The following is an 18,396-nucleotide window of genomic DNA, read 5'->3' on the forward strand; positions in this document are numbered from 1 at the left end:
TGCTGAAGGGGTTGCCGAAGCTGACCGCACTGAGCTGACGCTCCTGCGAGACCACCACAGCATCAGAAAGCGAGCGACCGGAGCGGCGGTAGGCGATCACGGCTGCTTGGACGGCCGCCATTGATTCCAAAGAGCTATAAGTAAGTAGGAAAAGGGCTGCGTTCTGGCATTACTCAACAGCCACTCGCGCTGAAGAGGCGAATCCTGATAAGCAATGCCAACAGCCAGTACCTTCAGACCGCTCAATCAGCGCCCTCGTGAATAAGGCGGGATGAGCAGTTCGGCATAGCCTTTATCCCGGGCACCCCCGGCAACAGCATCACCGCCAAGTCAAAGCCAATGCTGGCCGGCGAGCTGGTCACAGAACACGCGAAGCAGGCCTGGCGGTCGAATATCCGGGAGAGCAGCGTCGTCGACGCGATCGCAGAGCAGCAGCGAGAGATAGCCACGCTGGCGCAGGAGTGCCAGCGTCTCGAGAGGGAGGCCATGCGGCTTCGAGAGGCCTGCCAAAACACTGCACGCCGGCCTGTCAGGCAGGTGTTGTCACGCATGGCTGCCAGCCCGTATGCCTGGGGCATGGTCATTGTGGGGGCTGTCGCCCTATCCCTGTCCAAGGCGGTGGGGTAGCTGGCGCTCAGGTAATCGGGGATCGACGCGGCCCCCAGAAATGGAAAAGGCTCCCGGAGGGAGCCTGTTGAATAGCAAATCACAATGATTTGTCCTGGCGAGAATGACAATCTCCAGGATTGGGCTAACTACTGCCGTTGCGATGCTGCTGGTGATCGTTGCGCAAAATCTGAACATAAGTGAAACCACAAACACCTGCCATAAGCAGGGCAAAAGCCAAGATCATCCAACCAAAAGGTGTCATATCCTACTCCTCGGTATCAGGTCGGCTGCGCTCGTTGAGCGCATGCAGCATGATGCCTGTTACCCAGATGATAGCACCCAGAGCAAACAAGGCAACTGAATCGCCTAGGGCGATTTTGTCACTTGGGGCGAACAACCCGAGTACACCGGCACCCATGGCGCCAATTCCCAGCTTACGCACATCCTCTGTGACAACCTGGAGGCTTGCAGGCCTCATCAGTGGAGGTCGCTCTCGCAACCATCGTCGGATCTTCTCAAACATGTTTTCCTCCTCATTCCTGCTCTAATGCAGGTCTCATAAGGAGATAGGGGGTGAGGTGACACTTGGAGGGAGGCCTCCCGCAGCAGCAGCTAGGGGAGGCAGGGAATCAGCGATCCGGGCGGACAACTAGGCCATAGAGCCCGTGCGTGACCGGATAAGTGCGGCGCTGACCATCGATCGAAAGCCTCGCGGAGGCCGAACAGGGCCAATCACGTCGATGGAACCGCACCTGGGCGCATCTGCGCTCAATGCCGAATTCGGCAGGGTCTGCACCTTCATGGTGGCGCTCATACGCTCGCCAGAATCCACGGAGGTCGCTCTCCTCCCGAACGATCAGCACGTCTTCAGTGTTCTGCATGGTCTCTCTCCTCATTCCTGCGGGATTGCAGGTCTCGAGGAGAGATAGGGGTAGCCATGACTCCGGTGGCCTCCCGCAAGGATCAGCTGAAGAGCTTGGGCGGCCCTGCCACCTCGGCCTTTGCTCGTTTGCCCTTCGCGCCAGCACCATTGTCGCTGCCAGCTTGTGACGCACTCCCGCTGGAGTGGCTGGCGGATGCCTTCTTCGCCTTAGCTCGGCGCTTCTGCAACCGCCGCTCGATTGGCGACAGTTTCGCCTCGGCCTCCTGGGCTCCTTCCTCGGCCTGCTCGCCTTTCGGTGCAACATCCCCACCTACCGGGTCATCCTTCGGTGCAGTATCCCCACCGGATGCCGCAGCCTCTTTCGGTGCAGCATCCCCACCGCTGGCTGAGGCCGTGTTGGCGCTGTCATCGTCCTCGAGGAGCCAGGAAGCGTCATGCTTCGGGGCCTGCTCTGGGGCGGGCTCCTCGCCTTTCGGCGCAACATCCCCACCTACCGGGTCGTCCTTCGGTGCAGCATCCCCACCGGACGCCGCAGCCTCTTTCGGCGCAACATCCCCACCTACCGGGTCACCCTTCGGTGCAGCATCCCCACCGCTGGCTGAGGCCGTGTTGGCGCTGTCATCGTCCTCGAGGAGCCAGGAGGCATCATGCTTCGAGGCCTGCTCCGGGGTGGGCTCCTCGCCTTTCGGCGCAACATCCCCACCTACCGGGTCACCCTTCGGTGCAGCGTTCCCACCGGCCGCCGCAGCCTCTTCCGGTGCAGCGTCCCCACCTATTGGATCGTCAGCATCCCCACCGCTGGCTGAGGCCATGTTGGCGCTGTCATCGTCCTCGAGGAGCCAGGAGGCGTCATGCTTCGGGGCCTGCTCCGGGGTGGGCTCCTCGCCTTTCGGCGCAACATCCCCACCTACCGGGTCACCCTTCGGTGCAGTATTCCCACCGCTGGCTGGCGCTGTGCTGGCGCTGTCATCGCCCTCGAGGAGCCAGGAGGCGTCATGCTTCGGGGCCTGCTCTGGGGCGGGCTCACCGGCCGCGTCGGCGGCCTGCTCGCCTTTCGGCGCAACATCCCCACCTACCGGGTCGCCCTTCGGTGCAGCGTTCCCACCGCTGCCTGAGGCCGCGCTGGCGCCGTCATCGTCCTCAAGGAGCGAGGAGGCGTCATGCTTCGTGGCCTGCTCCGGGGCGGGCTCACCGGCTGCGTCGGTGTCCTGCTCGCCTTTCGGCGCAACATCCCCACCTACCGGGTCGCCTTTCGGTGCAGCGTCCCCACCGCTGACTGGCGGCGCGGCATCCTCGAAACCATCATCCAGCAGCCATGACACGTCACTTTTCGAGGCCTCATCCTGGGCCGGGACAACCCCAGCGCCAGCAGCTTCCCCTCCTTTCGGTGCAGCGTTCCCACCTACGGGCTCGTCCTTCGGTGCAGCATCCCCACCGCTGACTGACGCCGTGCTGGCGTTGTCACCATCCTCGAGCAGCCAAGGCGGGCTGTCCTTCTGGGCCTTGCTCGGTGCAGGCTCCTCGTCTTTCGGTGCAACATCCCCACCGGCAGCTGGCAGCTCCACCTTCCCGGCATCGCCTCCAGGTTGTGAACCGGCGAAGAGGCTGACCTCGCATACCTCGGAGGCAGGGATGCCCTTGGGAATCTCGGTACGCTCTTCACGCTTCCCGCTGTCCTTGGTCGGCACGACGCCACTGCCAGCGCTGGTGCGCAGCGGGCCGATCACCGTCACCTCATAGGCAGTCTCTCGCGGATACAGCCCGTGATGCTCCTCAGGCAGCTCGACGGCGATCATGCCCCGGAACTCAATGATGCCGGATCGCACGCGCCACAGCGCCTGATCAGCTGGTAGCGTCCACGTCTTGCTTGCTTCACTGCCTTCCGGCACGCCCTCGGCTTCGGTCACCAGCCACCCGCGATCATGGAGCGCCTTCAAGAGGATCTGTGTGAACTGCCCAGTCTTGCCAGGAGCGCGATAGCCACCACCAAGCGCCTCGGCAACACCCTGCCCCAGCTTGGTCAGGGAGGCTTCACGGATCATCGGCTCGGACAGGTACAGGCGGTCGCCCACGCGAAAGCCCGCCGCCTTCACCCCCTTGGCCAGGCCCTTGACCTGATAAGGCACCAGGGGGATGACGCGCAGGAAGGCATCGATCGCCAGCTCCTCCACATCCACTGACTCCAGAACCTTGCTCTTCTCGGTGCGCGTCGTGAGCCCATCGATTTCCCGTAGCTGCTGGAGGAGGGTGCTCGCTCGACGCAGGCCTTTGTCGGTGAGCCCTGGGAAGGTGCTCGGCATCTTGGAGGGCGAGTGCTCGTACTTGACCGCCAGCAGAAGGATCGCCCGTTCATCATCAGGCAGCTCCCACCAGGCGGGAAACTTCGGCAGGAGTCGACCACCCTCCTTGTCGTGAGGGGAGAACCGTACCCATTCGCCGTCCAGTTTCGCATGCGAAATCGTCTTGCCGATGTCGTGCGCTGCCGCAGCAAGGGGCAGAAGAGGGTCGGCCCCTTCATACTCGAAGGCCTGATCCATGACGCCGAGGTGGTGCTCGAGCAGCGTCGTCCCATGGCCATCCCCGCAGTAGGCGTCAGGGTGTGCTTGCAGGTAGCCCAGCAGCTGGTGAATCAGCGGGAGATGATGGCGGGGCACGTCACCCGCCAGCTGTGCCTTGATCGGCTTGAACTTCACCGGGGCGGGTGTGGGCATGGACGTGATGGTGAGATCCATGCCACGAAACTCGCCCCGGGACTTCGCTCGATAACGACGCACGACCCGGCCGACCAACACCACCATGAGGACGATCAGTGTCCCCACGCCCATGCCGCCAACCAACCAGGGCCAGACAGCATCGACCCTGGCCACCACCGCCTCTGTGGCCGCTGAGGCGGCGTTCGCGGGATTGATGTCGCCCCTGTCCGTATTCCAGAAACCACGAGCCTCCAGCCACGCCTGGAGCGCTTCTGGCCCCATGGCGTAGAAGGCCACCATGCCAGCGAGGCTGTAGAAGACCGTCAGGGCAATGACGGATCGCAGGAGAGTCGAGCGATAGCCCATCAGGCTCATATCATGCGCTCCAGACGCCGAATCCGCCGATAGGTGGGCGGGTGAGTGGAGAAAAGCCCCCAGCTGGGTTCGAGGCCAGCTGGCAGGCGGCTTAGGAGGTAGCAGCCGGCCACCGCCGTGGTGGCGCGTGCGGCATCGCTGTCGGCGCGATACTCCATGAGGCGGCCCAGATGCCGGTCAAGCGCCTTGAACAGCCACAGCGCCAGCCGCAAGCCCAGGAAGGCGACGTTGTAATAGAGGCGGCTGACCAGCCCCAGGACAGGCACGGGACGCAGCAGCGTGTGAATCACCAGGGCCACGCGGAGCGCCAGCCGCAGGACGAGGTGCTGGGTCCACCACCAGAGATTGGCCGAGGCATCCCCCCGGCGCAGGTGCGATCGCTCGTGCGCCAGCAGCCAGTCAAGCTCTGCCTTGGGAAGGTTCAAGGCAGCCCGCGTCAGGATGACCACGCCACCCGTAGGGCTGGGCATGGCATAGGCCTGAAGGGCAGGGGACTCGTAGACCCAGACACGATCAGCCAGCTCGCGAGCCCCGGGGAACAGGCGGCCGACCCGGTAGCTGGCTGGCGCCAGCCGATACCCTAGCCAAGCGAGGATGGAGACGGCGGCTCCCGCCAGAATGGTGCCTTGGGCCAGGGTGTGCGAGACGGCCATCTCGCCCGGTGGACGCAGCAGCTCCAGAGGCGCCCCGATGAACACCACCACTGGCAGCACCACCATGACCGAGTAGCCCACCGCCCCAGCGAGACAGGCCGACAGGGCGGATAGAAGCGCCAGCACCAGCCAACCCTACCCTTGCCCTTCGGCGAGCATGCGGATGGCTTCCTGCGTGCTGTGGCCCGCCTCGGTGAGCTTCATCAAGCGGGCCTGATCCTTCGGATTGGTCGAGTAGAGGAAGTACGAGTAGGGGTCGACCACGAACCTGAAGAGACCACCACCGCTCTCGTGCTTGACGAACACCTCCGAGTAGCCCGCCCCGGGCTTCACGCCTCGCAGCATGTCGAACAGGAACTCGTCCTCGCCGCCCAGCTTGCCGTTCTTCTCGGCATAGTCCAGTGACGGGCCGGACTGCTTGAGCACAAACGTCCAGGGCGCGTTATCGAAGGCAGCCTGGGCAGCCGGCGAGAGGTCGGTGTCCTTGAAGCCCTGGGTGATGAAACCAGCGCTGCCGTAATACTTACGGATACGGCGGAAAGCGGTCTCGATGAACTTGCCGCTCTTGGGGTCCGCCAGCAGATCCCAGGCCTCATCGATCAGCATCATCTTGGGGATGTTGCGGGGGCGCAGGTACATGTCCCGGGTGGTCCGCGCCATCAGCAGCGTCATCACCACGTTGCGCAGCTCGCGGTCGACGTTCAGCTCTTCAAGCTCGAGGATCGTGAACTCGTTGGAGAGGTCCAGCTGCGGCTCGCCGTTGAACCAGGCAGCGTGGCGGCCGACCGCATAGGGCTCCAGCTGCAATGCGATGTTCTTGGCCACGGGATCACTGTCTGCCCGCTTCGCCAGCCACTGGTAGACGTGCTGGGTCTCCATGACTTCGCCATGCGCGTCATGGCTCTCCAGGATGGCTTTCTCGATCAGCTGGTACTCGTAGTTGTCCGGCTCCCCAAGCGGGAAGGCCATCTGCGAGATAGCGTCCTTGAGGACCGGGATCATCTCGGCGATCTCGCTCCCCCCATCATCATCGTCGTAGCGCTGCTTGCCGCGGATGCCCCAGAAGGGGTTGAGGGACACCGGGTAGTTGGGGTCGAAGCGCAGCTCCTGTCCGCCCAGCAGCTCGCACAGCTCCTTGTAGGAGCCGCCCACGTCGATGATCCGCACCACACCATCCCGACAACGCATGTCGGTGACGAACTCGTTGGCGAGGAATGACTTGCCCGCCCCCGAGGTCGCGATGACCGAAAAGTTGTAGGAGGTCGCCGAGTCGAAAATGTCGATGCACGACATTTGCCCCCGACGCGAGACCAGGAGCAGGCCGTTGGCATAGAGGTACGGGTTGCCCTGAGGGTCTTTGCGGACCACTGGGCCATTGCCGCCCCAGTCGCCCTGGCAGATCGACGCACAGGCCCCATTGAGGCTCGAGACCATCTGCGCCCGCTGGAGGCCCGAGGTGGGCTTGTCCATGCGCGGGTTGTAGCCCCAGGGCAGCGAGGACAGCCAGATCGGCAGGGTGATGTAGCGCTCGCGGGACGCCCGGAACCCCGCCTTCCGCCACAGAGAGGTAACGTAGTCGGCATCTGAGGCCGCACGCTCTGGCTCGGTGATGATGTTGATCCCTGACCACATGCGCACCGGGCAGTAGCTCGAGCGGGTGTCGTTGAGCAGCTGCTGGGTGTCCCGGCGCCGAGTGAACAGGTGGGGCATCATGCCCTTGTACCACTCGGAATCGCTCATGCACTGCTTGGAGATCATCCCCATGCGCATGGTGATGTCGTTCCGCGCCTTCTCGGTCGACGGTTTGTAGATCGTGGTGTGCATCCAGTAGGCCGGCGCGATCCGGTCGGTGGCCGACTTCAGCTCGCCCAGGAGGTCACCCGTCATGTAGAGCCGCAGGTAGTCCGGGTAGGTGTCGATGGTGATCGGCACCACGTCGACTTCGCGCTCGTCATCGCTGAACTGGATGGCGCCAGACGACTTCACGCGGATGCGGGTCCGCTTGTCGAAAATCGAATCGACAAAGCTCCCATCCTCCTTCTCGAGGCGCTGAAGCTCACCAGGCACCATCTGCGGGTTGGCGATACGGCGCAGCACGCGGCGGGCGCCCAACTCATTCATCAGCGCGGGGCCAAGGCCCATCGACGCGAAGGCCCCCTGCACAGACTGGCGAAACTCGTCGCACATGTGGCGCCATGAGCGGATCTCCTCCGCGTGCTCCGGGTCACCGTCGAAGGTCATCGTGAAGAAGGCGAAGTAATGGACCTCGCGAGGGTACAGGCGCTCGTTCGGCAGCAGGCTCTTGTTGTTGGCCGCGGCATCGAGCATGTGCTGGCTGCGCCGCTCCACCAACTCCTTGAGCATGGGGTCTTTGCAGTAGCGCAGCCGCCGTGTCTCCCAGGTCTGGATGCGGTCCTCGATGGCCGGAGAGCTGTGCGCGACGAACTGAATCACCGTGTCAGCTGGCGCCCGGGTAATCAGCGACTCGATCTGCTCCTCGATGTCCTTGCCGGCGACCATGAGCGGGGAGAACTGGATGCCAAACCCCAGCTGAGGGTGCTTGCCATCGTCCCTAACACAGTAGCCATCCTCGTAGTCGAGGTAGGGCAGCAGGGTGGCCGGGTCATCCCGCTCGGTCAGCGCCTCGGCCGCCTGGAGAGGGAGAGCCCGGTCTCCGTAGTCCGGTGCCCCCTGCTGGATCATGCGACGCAACTGGTGCCGCATGCGGGTCATCGCAGTGATCTTCATCTCACTCCTCCGGGACGATCTGCATTTGCGGCTGGATGCGGTTCGGGTTCGGCTGGCGCCCACGCCCCGCAGGCGCAATGTGCAGCTCGCCTGGCGCAGGCCCGATCATGCCGGCGCCGACGCCTGCCTCGCGCAGCTCGCCATAGCGCCATGAATCGGGAAGGGTGACGTAGAGGTATTCGCCAGAGCGGAGAATCCCATCGTCACCGCGCCACGGGGCTACCCAGATACGCACGGGCTTGCCCGGTTGGTATACCGGCTGGTCAGTGAGACCGCCCCCGCTGTAGGGGCGCCACTGCTCGATCTGCTCCTCCTCAGCCTCGGAAGCGGGCTTCACGCCCTCCATCACTGACTCGCTTGAGCCCTCATTGGCCACGGCCGCGGTGTAGACATCACTGGTGCCCACGCACTCTTCGCCGAGATCGCAATCATGTTTGACGGTGGCGCAGCCGCCGAGGAGCAGCAGGGCGCCCAGGGGGATCAACAGCTTCTTGGTCATCGGGTTACTCCTGGGTCGGCATCTTGTCGGCCAGCTCGTAGGCTTCCCACTCAAGCTGCTGACCTTCCTGGATCACAACGGTCCCGCGGCGGCCAGAGGGAACCTCGATCACCGGGAACATGGATTCGGCTTCTTCGATGTAGCGCTCGGCCAGGATCTCCATGGCACGACCAGCCCCGCCGTACAGGCCCACCTCGCCAACGCTATCGGGGTCAACGGTGGTCACCACGCCACTGCCGGTCACGGCCTGCTCTGCCCCCTGGGCAGCGGTCGCCGCGAGGCTGCTGGCGCCTTCGGCGAAACCAGCCAGCATGGCCTTGCCCAGCAAGGCGCCAGCACGACGCTCAACATTGCCGCGCAGCCCCAGGCGGCCATCGGAGTCCACGATGTACCCATTGATGGGGGACTCGAGCATCATCCCGGTCTTGGTGTCGACGCAGGAGATCCGGGTGACATTGATGTGCGCCCGCTCGCTCGAGAGATCCCCGTAGCCACCGCCCATGCCAAAGCAGTCGGCGAGGCGATACCGGGCACTACCCGGGAGGAAGGCATCGTTCTGGATGCGGAAGAGCACCGGCTGCGGGTTGTTGCGCGTCCGTTCGGCGGCACCGAAATCGGCGCCGGTCAGCATCGCGACCTCGGAGAACGAGCCCATCGGGAGGAACCCAGCCTTCGGCGGTCCCATATTCTCTTCGTCGTCCTCTTGAGCGACTTCCTCGTTGCGGATGATCCGGGCGTTGGACTCACCGCTCGAGCCATCGAGCACGATGGGATCAGCAGGCTCATCGGGCTGCCGGAGCTGGGGCAGCTGCGAGGGGATGACCCCACCGCTCGAACCGGAAGAGGTCTGCTGGCGCGGGGGCAGGTTGCCTCGGCCTGAGTCGCTGTCACGACGCGCCAGCGGGGGCGGCGGCACCACGCCGGGATCATCGCTGCGCGGCGGCCGGAGGTAATCAGTCGGCGAGCGATTGGCGCTGTTGTCGCTATCGCGTGACCCGGTGCCGATCCGCACCCCAGCATCACCGTCGCTATCCGAGGCGTTCACCAGGCTCTCGCGCAGCTCAGCCATGGTGGTCTGCATCGCTTCGCGCTCGGTCTCCATGGAGGACTTGATTGACTCCAGCTGCTCCATAAACTCTTCGTCACGCTGCTCCTGGCGCTCACGCTGCTGGGCAATCTGCTCATTGGCATCACGAAGCTGGCGCTGGAGGCGCGAGATGGTTGCCTCTTCTCCCGCCCGGGTATCCGGGGAGGTGTCCACGAACTCAGGAGGAGGCGGGGCGGCATTGCTGTCGCTGTTACGCTCGCTGATCGCCTTACTGGCGGCGAGCCAGATAATCAGACAGGCAATGCCCCCGTAGAGGAGCCATTTGCGCGTCTGGGCGCGTTCCAGTAGGCCCTGTGACACGATCTTGGACTTGGCCCGAGAAACCGCTGAGGCCTTGCCGCCGCCAGTTTCTTCAGGCTGTTGGTTCTCTTGCTCTTCAGCCACGATCCACCTCCACGACGATCATCCGAGGGTTCTGGCGCTCGCTCACCACATCCCCATCCAGGGAGATGGCCACGACGCCGGCCCGGTAGAAGTCTCGAGGCCCGACTTCCACGGAGGTGTCGGCCGACAGGACATAGACGTTCACCACATGGCCGGAGCCACGGTATTGGTCCTGGGCGGTGAGCTTGAGGGTGCCGCCGTTGGGCATTTCCATGCGGGCGCTGGACGGGCGGCCCGATGGCTCGAACCCGGCAGGGCGGCCACCCTGGAAAGCGGACAGGATGGTGTCGGCTATCCAGCGATCCTTGGGCCGGCTTTCCTGCTCGGGCTTTTCAGAGAGGTCGGGGGCATTCCGGTAGCGGAACACCTGGGCTTCGATGTCAGCATCCGGCGCCAGCTTCACAGTGAAAGCCTCGCCGCTCTTCAGCTGAACGAAGACAGAGAAGGGCTCTGCATCCTCAGCCGGTCGAATCAACAGGCCCCGCTTACCATCGGTGGGCACGGGGTTATCACGCAGCTCGGCTTCCGGGGGAATCACGATCTGCGAGTACGGCTCGGGGAACACGAGCCGGTTATAGGCATCAGTGGACACAGCCACCGTCTGGACTTCATCGCTGGCGCTGGCGAAGGGGGCGGCGACCATGGCCGCCGCCGCGATCAGCCCCAGCATCTTGGGCTTGTTCATTCTTCCTCCACAGAGAAACCAGCGACGTAGGGCACGCCATCGCTGAAGGCGTAGCGGACCCGGTAGGCGATCGGCCGGTCTTCAACCTGCTCGCTGCCGATCCAGGCGCGAAGCCGTCCCGTGACCCGAACGGTGTCTTCCAGGGCCTCGGTGTGCTCTACGAACAACGCCTGGGAGCGTTCGGAGTTTTCCAGGTCCGGTAGGCGGCCCTGAAGGTCGTTGCCGACCTTCGCGTACAGGGCCGGGGTCATCCGGTTCTGGAAGCGTGCGTACTGGCTCTCGACGTTGTTCGGGGTCCAGGTGCTGTGCAGCTGGGTGTCAGCCACGGCTATCTCGGTGAGGTAGTCCTCATCGGTGTAGCCGGCGCTGGCGCCTACCTCGACTGGCCCCTGCATGAGGTGCAGGTCATAGGGGACCAGCCGGGTGGGCATGTTGGCACTCAGCTGCACATAGCTCTGCATGACGTAGATCAGCAGCCCAGCCAGGAGCAGGGTGCAGAACATCCAGCCCCGGGCCGCGATCCACTGATTACGGAGTGCGTTGAGGTATTTCATCAGCGGATGTACTCCAGGCGCATGGGACGGGGGGCGTACTTGCCAAGTAACGGGTCAAGCCGCAGCCCCATGCGCCACAAGACGTGCTGAACCTGCCCCCGCTTCTGGCCGGCACGCATCTTCTTGGCCGCCATCATGAGCAAGATCCCGGCCACCAGGCCCGGGATGAAGAACCGCATGATGATCCCCACGCCGATGACCATGATGGCCACGACCACCTCGGTCATTTCCCACGCGAAGATGGGGATTGGCGCGTCGACATCTTGTGGAATCCGATAGGACTCGTTGGACATGACCCGTTACTCCTTCTCAGGTGCCTGAGAACCAGCTGAAGATTTCCCTGATCATGAAGGGGCCGACAGCGAAGGCGCCGGCAATCCCCAGGCCAAGGAAGGCGGGAGCTGCGGACTGGCGACCGAGGCCCACCAGGCAGCCGATGATCAGCGCGAGGATGGAGATGCCGATACCGAAGGGGCCATGCGCAAGATCCTCCACCTTGTCGGCGAAGTCCTGGAACTCGGTGGACTGCGCCCAGGCGGGCATGGCCATGAAAAGCGTGGTGGCCACCAGCAGGGAACGCTCCCCGATGCGCTTCTTGTTGGTCGTCAGCGACTCGCGCAGCTGGGCGAACTTGCTGGGCTTGGTGTCGCGGATCTCGACGGAAGTAGTCATTGGTACTGATCTCCTAGTGTCGCAAGGACTTGGTTTGCGTATTGCTGGCCTACCGGGCTCTCCGGTGACCCTGCGTTGTAAGCGGCCAAGGCCGCCTCCCAGTCGCCATAGCGCGTGATGTTCTCGTAGAGAATCCACGTTCCAACGGCGATGTTCGTACACTCGTTTTCCAGCAGCTCCTGCTCGGTAATCCCCCACTGCTGGAGGTGATTCCGGTTGGTCTCTGGATCGAGCCACCATGTATTGATCTGCATGGCACCGAGGTCATAGGTGCCGTTCTTGTTCGGCCCGATACGGCCGACTGCTTGGCCGCGGCTTCCGCTTTCTTGCTGGCGGACAGCTGCGACTACCTGGATGGGCACCTCGTAGTAGGCGGCGATCTCAACGGCACAATCGGGTAGGGCGAACACTGACGACCTCCTAGCTCTGAGCCTGATCAGCAGCCGTCGCCGACTGGCGCTCGCTTTCGGCGCTGGACTGCGGGGTGGTGTCCTGCCGCTCGGCGGCCGGCTTGGGCGCCTCGAAGGGCGTCAGCATGCGTTCGGCGACCATCGCAGTTGGGGTGACCCGATCCATCACCAGGCCGACTTCCAGGCTCTCCTCGAACCCGCCCTCGGCGCCTGGCTTGGGGATCTTTCGCAACAGGCCGGTGACGCGACCCTCAACGTGCAGAGCGGTGCCGGCCGAATACTCCGCGAGGCGGTCGACCACACGACCAAAGGCCGCCATGCCGATCACGCCGGTATGCTGGAACGAGCGGCCCAGGTCCGGGCGATCCGGGCCAATCTGGAGGTAGGCGGTGGAGGGCGGTCCCTCCTTCTCCGGGCTCTTCACGCCGCGCAGCAGGCCCACCGCGATGAAGCGGTTGAACAGGTGCTTCTCGATGTTGCCCTCGATCATCGGCGTGGCCGGCTGGATGTTGTTGGCCGCCAGCTCAGCGCTCAGGTGCTGCTCGCCGGAAACCTGGGAGCGACGCACAATCCCGCCGACATGGCCGAAAATCTCGATGTAGGAATCCACCGGCAGCTTGGCCGCTCGGTCGGACAGATGCCCCGGGATGCGCACGATGATCTGGTTCACCGACTGGATCAGCGCGTCGGTGGTGCGCTTGTTCTTGCCGACCTTCAGGACCATCAGGCCGGAGCGACCGGGCTCCTTCGGCGGCTCCTTACGGAGGATCTGGGCGTGGGCGATAAAGACGTTCATTGATCTGCCTCCAGGTGAAAAATCTCGGCGCGACGGTTAGCCGCCCGCGCTGTATCGGTCGTGCCGTCAACCAGCTTGGGGTAGGTGCCATGCCCTTCCGTCAGGAAGCGGGCATCAGGCCAGGCCTTGCGAAGCTCACTAGCGATCGCATCGGCTCGGCGTTGGGAGAGGGGACCGTTGTAGGTCTCGGGTCCGATATGGTCGGTGTACCCGACCACGAGCACGCGCCCGGTCAGCGCCTCCCCATCCAGGAAGGACGCAAGCTCTCGCTGGGAGGCCGGGGTCAGGGCGGTGGAGTCGAACTCGAAGTGGAATCGCGCCAGCGGCACGCCATCCAGGGCGTCCTTGTACTCATCCGGCATGGCCGCGTAGCGGGCCTGCCAGTACGCCTCGTCGTAGATGGTGCCGCCCTGGGCATACCGCTCCAGGCCTTTGCCGGCGCCGTAGTACCAGTTGTAAGTACGGTTGGCGTAGACACCCAGGTGCTCATAGCCCGGGACCAGGACATAGCGGCTGGTCAGGGTGTTGTAGGCGTCAGGCAACACCTCCCAACGCTTGGGCTCGTCAGCCGGTGGCTGGGCCACACAGCCAGCGAGGGTGGCCACGAGCGAGGCGGCCAGCACGGGGTTTCGCAAGGACATCAAAGGTTCTCCAGATACTTGATTACCGCCTCGGCCTTCTCATCCACGTCGCCAGTCAGGCTCAGCAGCTCGACACCGGAGCGAGAGACGACAGCAAAGGCTGGGTACTCCCGCAGCTCGGCCCGCTGAGCAAGCCGGATGGCCCGCTCAATGGCCTCGACTGAGCTGCGGTCCTGAATGCGGTCTTCAGAAAATTGGTTCCAGCGGACTTGGGGAACGTGAAGCTCGAGATGCGCCAGCACCTCATCGAGGTTTTCGAGAGGGACGCCAGTTTTCCCGGCTGTCAGGAACGCCTCACGGACCTCCTCAGCGATCCCCGGGATCTCACGGGAGGCGTAATAGGTGCGCTCGCGCCAGGCACGCTCGAGGCTGGTGTGGGAGGGGAGAGGGGCGTAGCGGTACTCAAGCTCGGCGTCTTCGACGGCTGCCTCGATCGCCGGGTGGTGATCACTCATTGCCTGGCAGAACTGGCAATCGAAGCTGGCGAACTCGACCAGCGCGACAGGGCGTGGTTCAGCCGCCGTCGCGCCAGCACTGACCCCCACGGCGAGCAGGGTGGTGGCCAGGGTGCGAAACAGAGCGGGGAATCGACGGGGCGCGAACATCATTCGCCCTCCCCGGTCGGCGCCTCGGGATCGGTGCCTTGCTGGCTCTCAATCCAGGCGTCTTCGTGCAGCAGGCGCCACACGGTAAAGCGGCAGGCGTAGTCGGCAGACTCGAAGCTCTCCTGCACCGAGTCCTGATATTCATTGAAGGTCAGCTGTGTGAGGGACGTTGCCACATTGCCGAACCACAGAACGGGCTGGCAGGTGCGCTCAATACGAGCTTCTGAGTCGGTCGCCAGGACGATCCATGCAACCCATACAAGGATGGCCACGCCGATCAGCGTGCTACCACGAACTCCCATCATATTCCGCCTCCCAGCGGTGCTCTCTCATCAGGTGCCCGAATGGGCCTCGCTGACTGATAGGGCGGCCACTGACACTAAATGGCGGGGGAGGGCGATTTTTTTCGATCGGCGCAGGATGCGCGGTCATCACGCGCTCTGCGGCAAGGGAGGAGCGCCTGCTGGCGCGGGGTCAGAACAGGGCGAGTTGGTCGGTGGGGGCCGGCGTCGTTGGGGCCGGCGCCGGGGTGGCGCGATCGGGGTAGCAGCCTGACGCATCATCAGCGCCAGCCAGCCAGGCCAGGTCTTCTGCCGTCCAAGGAGCGTAGGGGGGACGGCTGGTAGTTGCCCAGCGTCCGGTACAGCTCATGCGATAACTGATACGCCTCTCGGCAAGTACGGTCCATGCGATCACCCTTCCTGTCTCGCGCCTTGCGATGCTATCCCAAGGGCCTGAGCTGGCGCGAGCGGGCGGCCCGCGCCAGCCAGCCAGTCAAACGGCGGGGCGGTCGGCCACCAGGAGCACGACCGTCACGCCGGTTCCCGCGAACTCCCCCTGCCGAGGCGCTGACCAGGACACGTCCCAGCCTGGCAGCACGTCCTTGCCGCGCAGGGAGCCCGGGAGCACGGCCACCAGGCGACCGCCTGGGGCGACACACTTCGCCGCAGCGGCAAGATGCAGGGCCGCTCGGCCTTGGCTGAAGGGCGGGTTCATCACGACCTTGCTGAAGGCGCCAGCCATGCGCCCATCTTCAGCCCAGGTCAGAAAATCCGCGTGGTGGCAGGTGTAGCCCTTGGCCGCGAGCACCTTGCAGTGAAGGTCCGCCAGCTCCACGCAGGTCGTCTGCGCCTGTGGCAGCCACTCGGCCAGATGGCCCTGCCCTGCACTCGGCTCCAGGATCTTGTCGTGTGGGCGGATCTCGGCGAGGTCCACAGCCTCCTCGGCCACACTCGCCGGGGTCGGGTAATACTGGTGCGAGCGTTGCTCAGGCAGGCAGCCGGTCATCACGAGATGCGCCAGCGCCTCCTCGGGGTCATAGTCGAACTCGAAGGTCGCCATATCGACCTTGGCACCCCCGATACCCACCAGGGCCTCCTCGATGGCCTGGCGCTCGCGCTTCGACTGCTGATCGAGCGTGTACCAGGAGAGGCTGAGCTTGCGACCGTTGAGCCGGGCGTCGGCGATCTGGCTGATCACCGCCGAGGGCAGAGGCATCTGAAGGGCGGCAAAGTGCTTCTTGCTGGCGCCAGCAGAGGGCCGCTTGCGGAAGGCTGCCGGGATCGCAGCCGGATACCGGCTCGCCAGAATGGCATTGAGCCGATAGGCCAGCTCCGGGTGAACCTCCACATGGCAGGTGCCTTTCTTGTAGAGCTTGAGCCGGATGGCACCGCCATCCAGGTCATGCCATACCCCAAGGCGGCGCTTCACGAGATCCAGGGCCTTGCGGGTCGTCCCCGGCAAGGGCTCCTCGCGCCCCATGAAACGCGCCAGCACGGTACGCAGGTCGTGGATATAGCCGCAGCGGCGGGAGTCGATGAAGTCCAGCACGTCGAGCAGGCCACCGAAGATCATCTTCTTGCTGAACCCTTCAGGGCGGTTGGTGACATGCTGGCCCGACAGGGCGCGGAACACCCCATCTACCTTCTCGGCGAAGAACTCGGCCCGCTGCAACAGCAGTTGCTCCAGGGTGGCTCGAACCGTGGCTTCCTCGAACGCCGGGGCCTTGTGGCGGCGGATCTCGTCATTCCACTCATAGCGCCGGTCAGCCGGCATCACGTCGAGCACATCAGTCAGCGCCAGCGTCCGCTGCCACATGTCTGCATCCAACGCCGCCACGGCACCCTCGACATCGAACAGTCGTGATACCTGATGGCCGCCGAACCGGGAGAGGTCGTGCTGGTTCCCCTCCAGGAAGTAGCCCATGGCCGCGCTGTATCCCTCGCCAAGAACGAGGTTGGCCAGTCCCTCGATCTCCGCTTTCCTCGCCTGGCGCTCGCCCACGAGGCCGTCAATGAGGTCGGTGGAGACGGGGGCGAAGAACTCCCCGAGGTCGTCCAGGTATTCGGTGCTGGCGCGGGTGTCGATAGCTTCGTGAATCATGTGGGTGTCCTCCCTAGTAGCGCTCGTGCGCCAGCGCGGCGCCGTAGTGTTCCGCGATCAGGCCGTTGATCCGGTCAATGTGGTCGGGGCGCTTCAGCCAGAGGTGAAGGTTCCCGTTCGCAAACCAGCGACAAACCAGCCACTCCGTTTCCAGCTCCCCGGCCCGGTCGCCATCGCCCAGCAAGGCGGCATGGCGCTGCTCTTGCAGGCGGTGAGCCAGCCGCTCCTCATGGGGCACTTGGGACGGCTCCAGGCCCTCCAGCACCAGCAAGATGCGCTCCAGGTCATCCACGCGCTCCCTGGCGCTCCCGAAACTGCGCCAGCCGCCGTGCTCACTGAACGCCTGCTCGACCACCAGCCGCCGCTTGACCTTGAACGCACTGTGGCTGCGATACCGCTTGCAGAGGCTCTGGAACAGCTCGACCACCCCGCGCCGGAATACCTCATGGCGTGTCTCGAACAGGGCCACAAAGGTCGATTGCACGTTCTCCCGGTTCAACGGCAGGGGGTCATCATTGAGCTGGCGCTGCACCTCCTGCTTGTCCTGGGCGGTCATCACGTCACCCAGGCCGGAGCTATCGAGCAACCAGCGCCAGCCATTGGCATCGAAGGTCTGCCGTGCCTCGTTGGCGATCCGGTCACAGAACGCCTCGGGGCGAACGCTGAGATCGTGCCAGGTCAGGTGCCGGAGCATGGAAGCAAACCGGAAGCTGCTGATGGGCATGAGGGAGGCGGCCTCGGCCAGTTGCGCCGCTGCACCCTGCGCCAGCGCCAGCGCCTTTTCTCGACGCGCCAGCAGGTCATCCATGGCTCCCAGGGCGGGGGACGGGAGCTGCGTCGTGTCTTGCTGCATCGGTAGCGGCCTCGCTGCGTTGTCGGTACGATGTAAACACCTTACGGCATACAAAGTGTTTACAGCAAGCATTTTTCGCGTGCAAAGCACACTTATAAGGAGGACGCATGGAAGATTGGGACATCAGCAAGGGACAGCTATACGCTGCCCTGGCGAGGCTTAGGCTTCGCGGAAGGGCCTGTGATGCTGCCGTTGAAGTGATAGAGGGAGTGTGCGCTACCTATGCCGAGGCCGCGCAACGCCACGGCATCAGCCGGGCGGCTGTCTCACAAGCCGCTAAGCGTATTCGGGCCGAGGTTGATCGGGCGTTCGTGACCGTCGAGGTCAGGTTGCCCAAAGATATGGTGGTGGCGTTGGATGACTGGCTGACGAGCCGCGGAGGGGAGCGGTTGACGGTCCTCGCGGGAAAACCGGATAGCGAGGATGACGAGCCGTGATGCACTGCTGGGCCGGACACGGCCCAGGAGGGCAAAATGCGTTGGTTATTTGGAAGCTGGTATAACCCCAGCGCTATCAGAAGACCTGAATCCGTGAAGCCGGCGCCGACACTTTCCCTATCACCGCCAGCGAGCACTTTTTGATCATTCGCCCGTGCAAGTTGGCTTTCGCAAGCCCGTTATTGCCAAAACCCACCGTGCTGATCGGTGCTGACGGCCCGTTTTGTCATGCCTTTCCACCCGCCAGGCACGACATATCTGGCGATCACGTGTCGCTTGGAACTGCTTGTGGATAGAGTGTCGCCGATTGACGGTCAGCATGGCGTTCCTCGTGGATAACGCAGTCGGCTCCGCAGCGTCTTGAGCACCGTCATGCGCCCGATATCCTGCCCGAAGTCGAGGATGATCT

19 protein-coding genes are annotated in these 18,396 nt (G+C 64.1%); 1 reads left to right on the forward strand and 18 read right to left on the reverse strand.

The features are described 5' to 3' along the window. Positions 1–874 precede the first annotated feature (874 nt). From AC13CY_RS00520 to AC13CY_RS00605, 18 genes are all read right to left on the reverse strand, one after another. The gene (locus tag AC13CY_RS00520) at positions 875–1,132 is read right to left on the reverse strand and encodes a hypothetical protein (protein WP_022524282.1); all 258 of its coding nucleotides are present in this window, start codon (positions 1,130–1,132) and stop codon (positions 875–877) included. Positions 1,133–1,238: 106 nt separating this feature from the next. After that, on the reverse strand, positions 1,239–1,490 hold the full coding sequence (locus tag AC13CY_RS00525) for a hypothetical protein (RefSeq protein WP_179931209.1): 252 nt from the start codon (positions 1,488–1,490) through the stop codon (positions 1,239–1,241). An 82-nt stretch (positions 1,491–1,572) separates the two neighbouring features. Continuing rightward, a complete protein-coding gene (locus tag AC13CY_RS00530; RefSeq protein WP_483052175.1) occupies positions 1,573–4,485 on the reverse strand; it encodes an HD domain-containing protein in 2,913 nt (970 codons plus the stop codon). A gap of 71 nt (positions 4,486–4,556) precedes the next feature. After that, complete coding sequence (locus tag AC13CY_RS00535; protein WP_483052176.1) at positions 4,557–5,279, reverse strand: M48 family metallopeptidase; 723 nt, start codon at positions 5,277–5,279, stop codon at positions 4,557–4,559. A 69-nt stretch (positions 5,280–5,348) separates the two neighbouring features. After that, positions 5,349–7,961: a TraG/VirB4 family ATPase gene (locus AC13CY_RS00540; protein ID WP_253557341.1), complete on the reverse strand. Its 2,613-nt coding sequence runs from the start codon at positions 7,959–7,961 to the stop codon at positions 5,349–5,351. Between the two features lies 1 nt (position 7,962). After that, positions 7,963–8,460 carry a TraV family lipoprotein gene (locus AC13CY_RS00545; protein ID WP_074211719.1) on the reverse strand — a complete coding sequence of 166 codons (498 nt, stop codon included), beginning with the start codon at positions 8,458–8,460 and terminating at the stop codon, positions 7,963–7,965. Positions 8,461–8,464: 4 nt separating this feature from the next. Next, entirely contained in the window at positions 8,465–9,952 is a 1,488-nt protein-coding gene (locus tag AC13CY_RS00550; protein ID WP_230834883.1) for a TraB/TrbI/VirB10 family type IV secretion system protein, read from the reverse strand. Next, the gene (locus tag AC13CY_RS00555) at positions 9,945–10,637 is read right to left on the reverse strand and encodes a hypothetical protein (RefSeq protein WP_483052177.1); all 693 of its coding nucleotides are present in this window, start codon (positions 10,635–10,637) and stop codon (positions 9,945–9,947) included. Before AC13CY_RS00555 ends, AC13CY_RS00550 begins: the two co-directional genes overlap by 8 nt. Further along, a complete protein-coding gene (locus AC13CY_RS00560; protein ID WP_253027960.1) occupies positions 10,634–11,191 on the reverse strand; it encodes a type IV conjugative transfer system protein TraE in 558 nt (185 codons plus the stop codon). Before AC13CY_RS00560 ends, AC13CY_RS00555 begins: the two co-directional genes overlap by 4 nt. After that, a complete protein-coding gene (traL, locus tag AC13CY_RS00565) occupies positions 11,191–11,484 on the reverse strand; it encodes a type IV conjugative transfer system protein TraL (protein WP_022524274.1) in 294 nt (97 codons plus the stop codon). The genes AC13CY_RS00560 and traL overlap by 1 nt, the downstream gene beginning before the upstream one ends. 16 nt (positions 11,485–11,500) lie before the next feature. After that, positions 11,501–11,863, reverse strand: a complete 363-nt coding sequence (locus tag AC13CY_RS00570) for a TrbC/VirB2 family protein (RefSeq protein WP_253557343.1) — start codon at positions 11,861–11,863, stop codon at positions 11,501–11,503. Next, positions 11,860–12,273, reverse strand: coding sequence for a lytic transglycosylase domain-containing protein (locus AC13CY_RS00575; protein WP_022524272.1), 414 nt, complete (start codon positions 12,271–12,273; stop codon positions 11,860–11,862). Before AC13CY_RS00575 ends, AC13CY_RS00570 begins: the two co-directional genes overlap by 4 nt. Positions 12,274–12,283: 10 nt before the next feature. Next, positions 12,284–13,069 (reverse strand): hypothetical protein, encoded by a 786-nt coding sequence (locus AC13CY_RS00580; protein WP_253557344.1) that lies wholly within the window; start codon positions 13,067–13,069, stop codon positions 12,284–12,286. Continuing rightward, positions 13,066–13,710 carry an OmpA family protein gene (locus AC13CY_RS00585; protein WP_253557345.1) on the reverse strand — a complete coding sequence of 215 codons (645 nt, stop codon included), beginning with the start codon at positions 13,708–13,710 and terminating at the stop codon, positions 13,066–13,068. The genes AC13CY_RS00580 and AC13CY_RS00585 overlap by 4 nt, the downstream gene beginning before the upstream one ends. Continuing rightward, a complete protein-coding gene (locus AC13CY_RS00590) occupies positions 13,710–14,318 on the reverse strand; it encodes a DsbA family protein (RefSeq protein ID WP_074211725.1) in 609 nt (202 codons plus the stop codon). Before AC13CY_RS00590 ends, AC13CY_RS00585 begins: the two co-directional genes overlap by 1 nt. Beyond that, the gene (locus AC13CY_RS00595) at positions 14,315–14,620 is read right to left on the reverse strand and encodes a hypothetical protein (RefSeq protein WP_074211726.1); all 306 of its coding nucleotides are present in this window, start codon (positions 14,618–14,620) and stop codon (positions 14,315–14,317) included. The genes AC13CY_RS00590 and AC13CY_RS00595 overlap by 4 nt, the downstream gene beginning before the upstream one ends. Before the next feature lie 469 nt (positions 14,621–15,089). After that, on the reverse strand, positions 15,090–16,697 hold the full coding sequence (locus AC13CY_RS00600; RefSeq protein WP_074211727.1) for a DUF4942 domain-containing protein: 1,608 nt from the start codon (positions 16,695–16,697) through the stop codon (positions 15,090–15,092). 13 nt (positions 16,698–16,710) lie between these two features. Continuing rightward, positions 16,711–17,505, reverse strand: coding sequence for a DUF4942 domain-containing protein (locus tag AC13CY_RS00605; protein ID WP_170223900.1), 795 nt, complete (start codon positions 17,503–17,505; stop codon positions 16,711–16,713). Positions 17,506–17,657: 152 nt separating this feature from the next. On the opposite strand from AC13CY_RS00605, the gene AC13CY_RS00610 reads away from it, so the two are divergent. Further along, positions 17,658–17,987, forward strand: a complete 330-nt coding sequence (locus tag AC13CY_RS00610; RefSeq protein WP_228219914.1) for a hypothetical protein — start codon at positions 17,658–17,660, stop codon at positions 17,985–17,987. Positions 17,988–18,396 lie beyond the last annotated feature (409 nt).

It is taken from the genome of Vreelandella sp. L-15, from assembly GCF_056857635.1.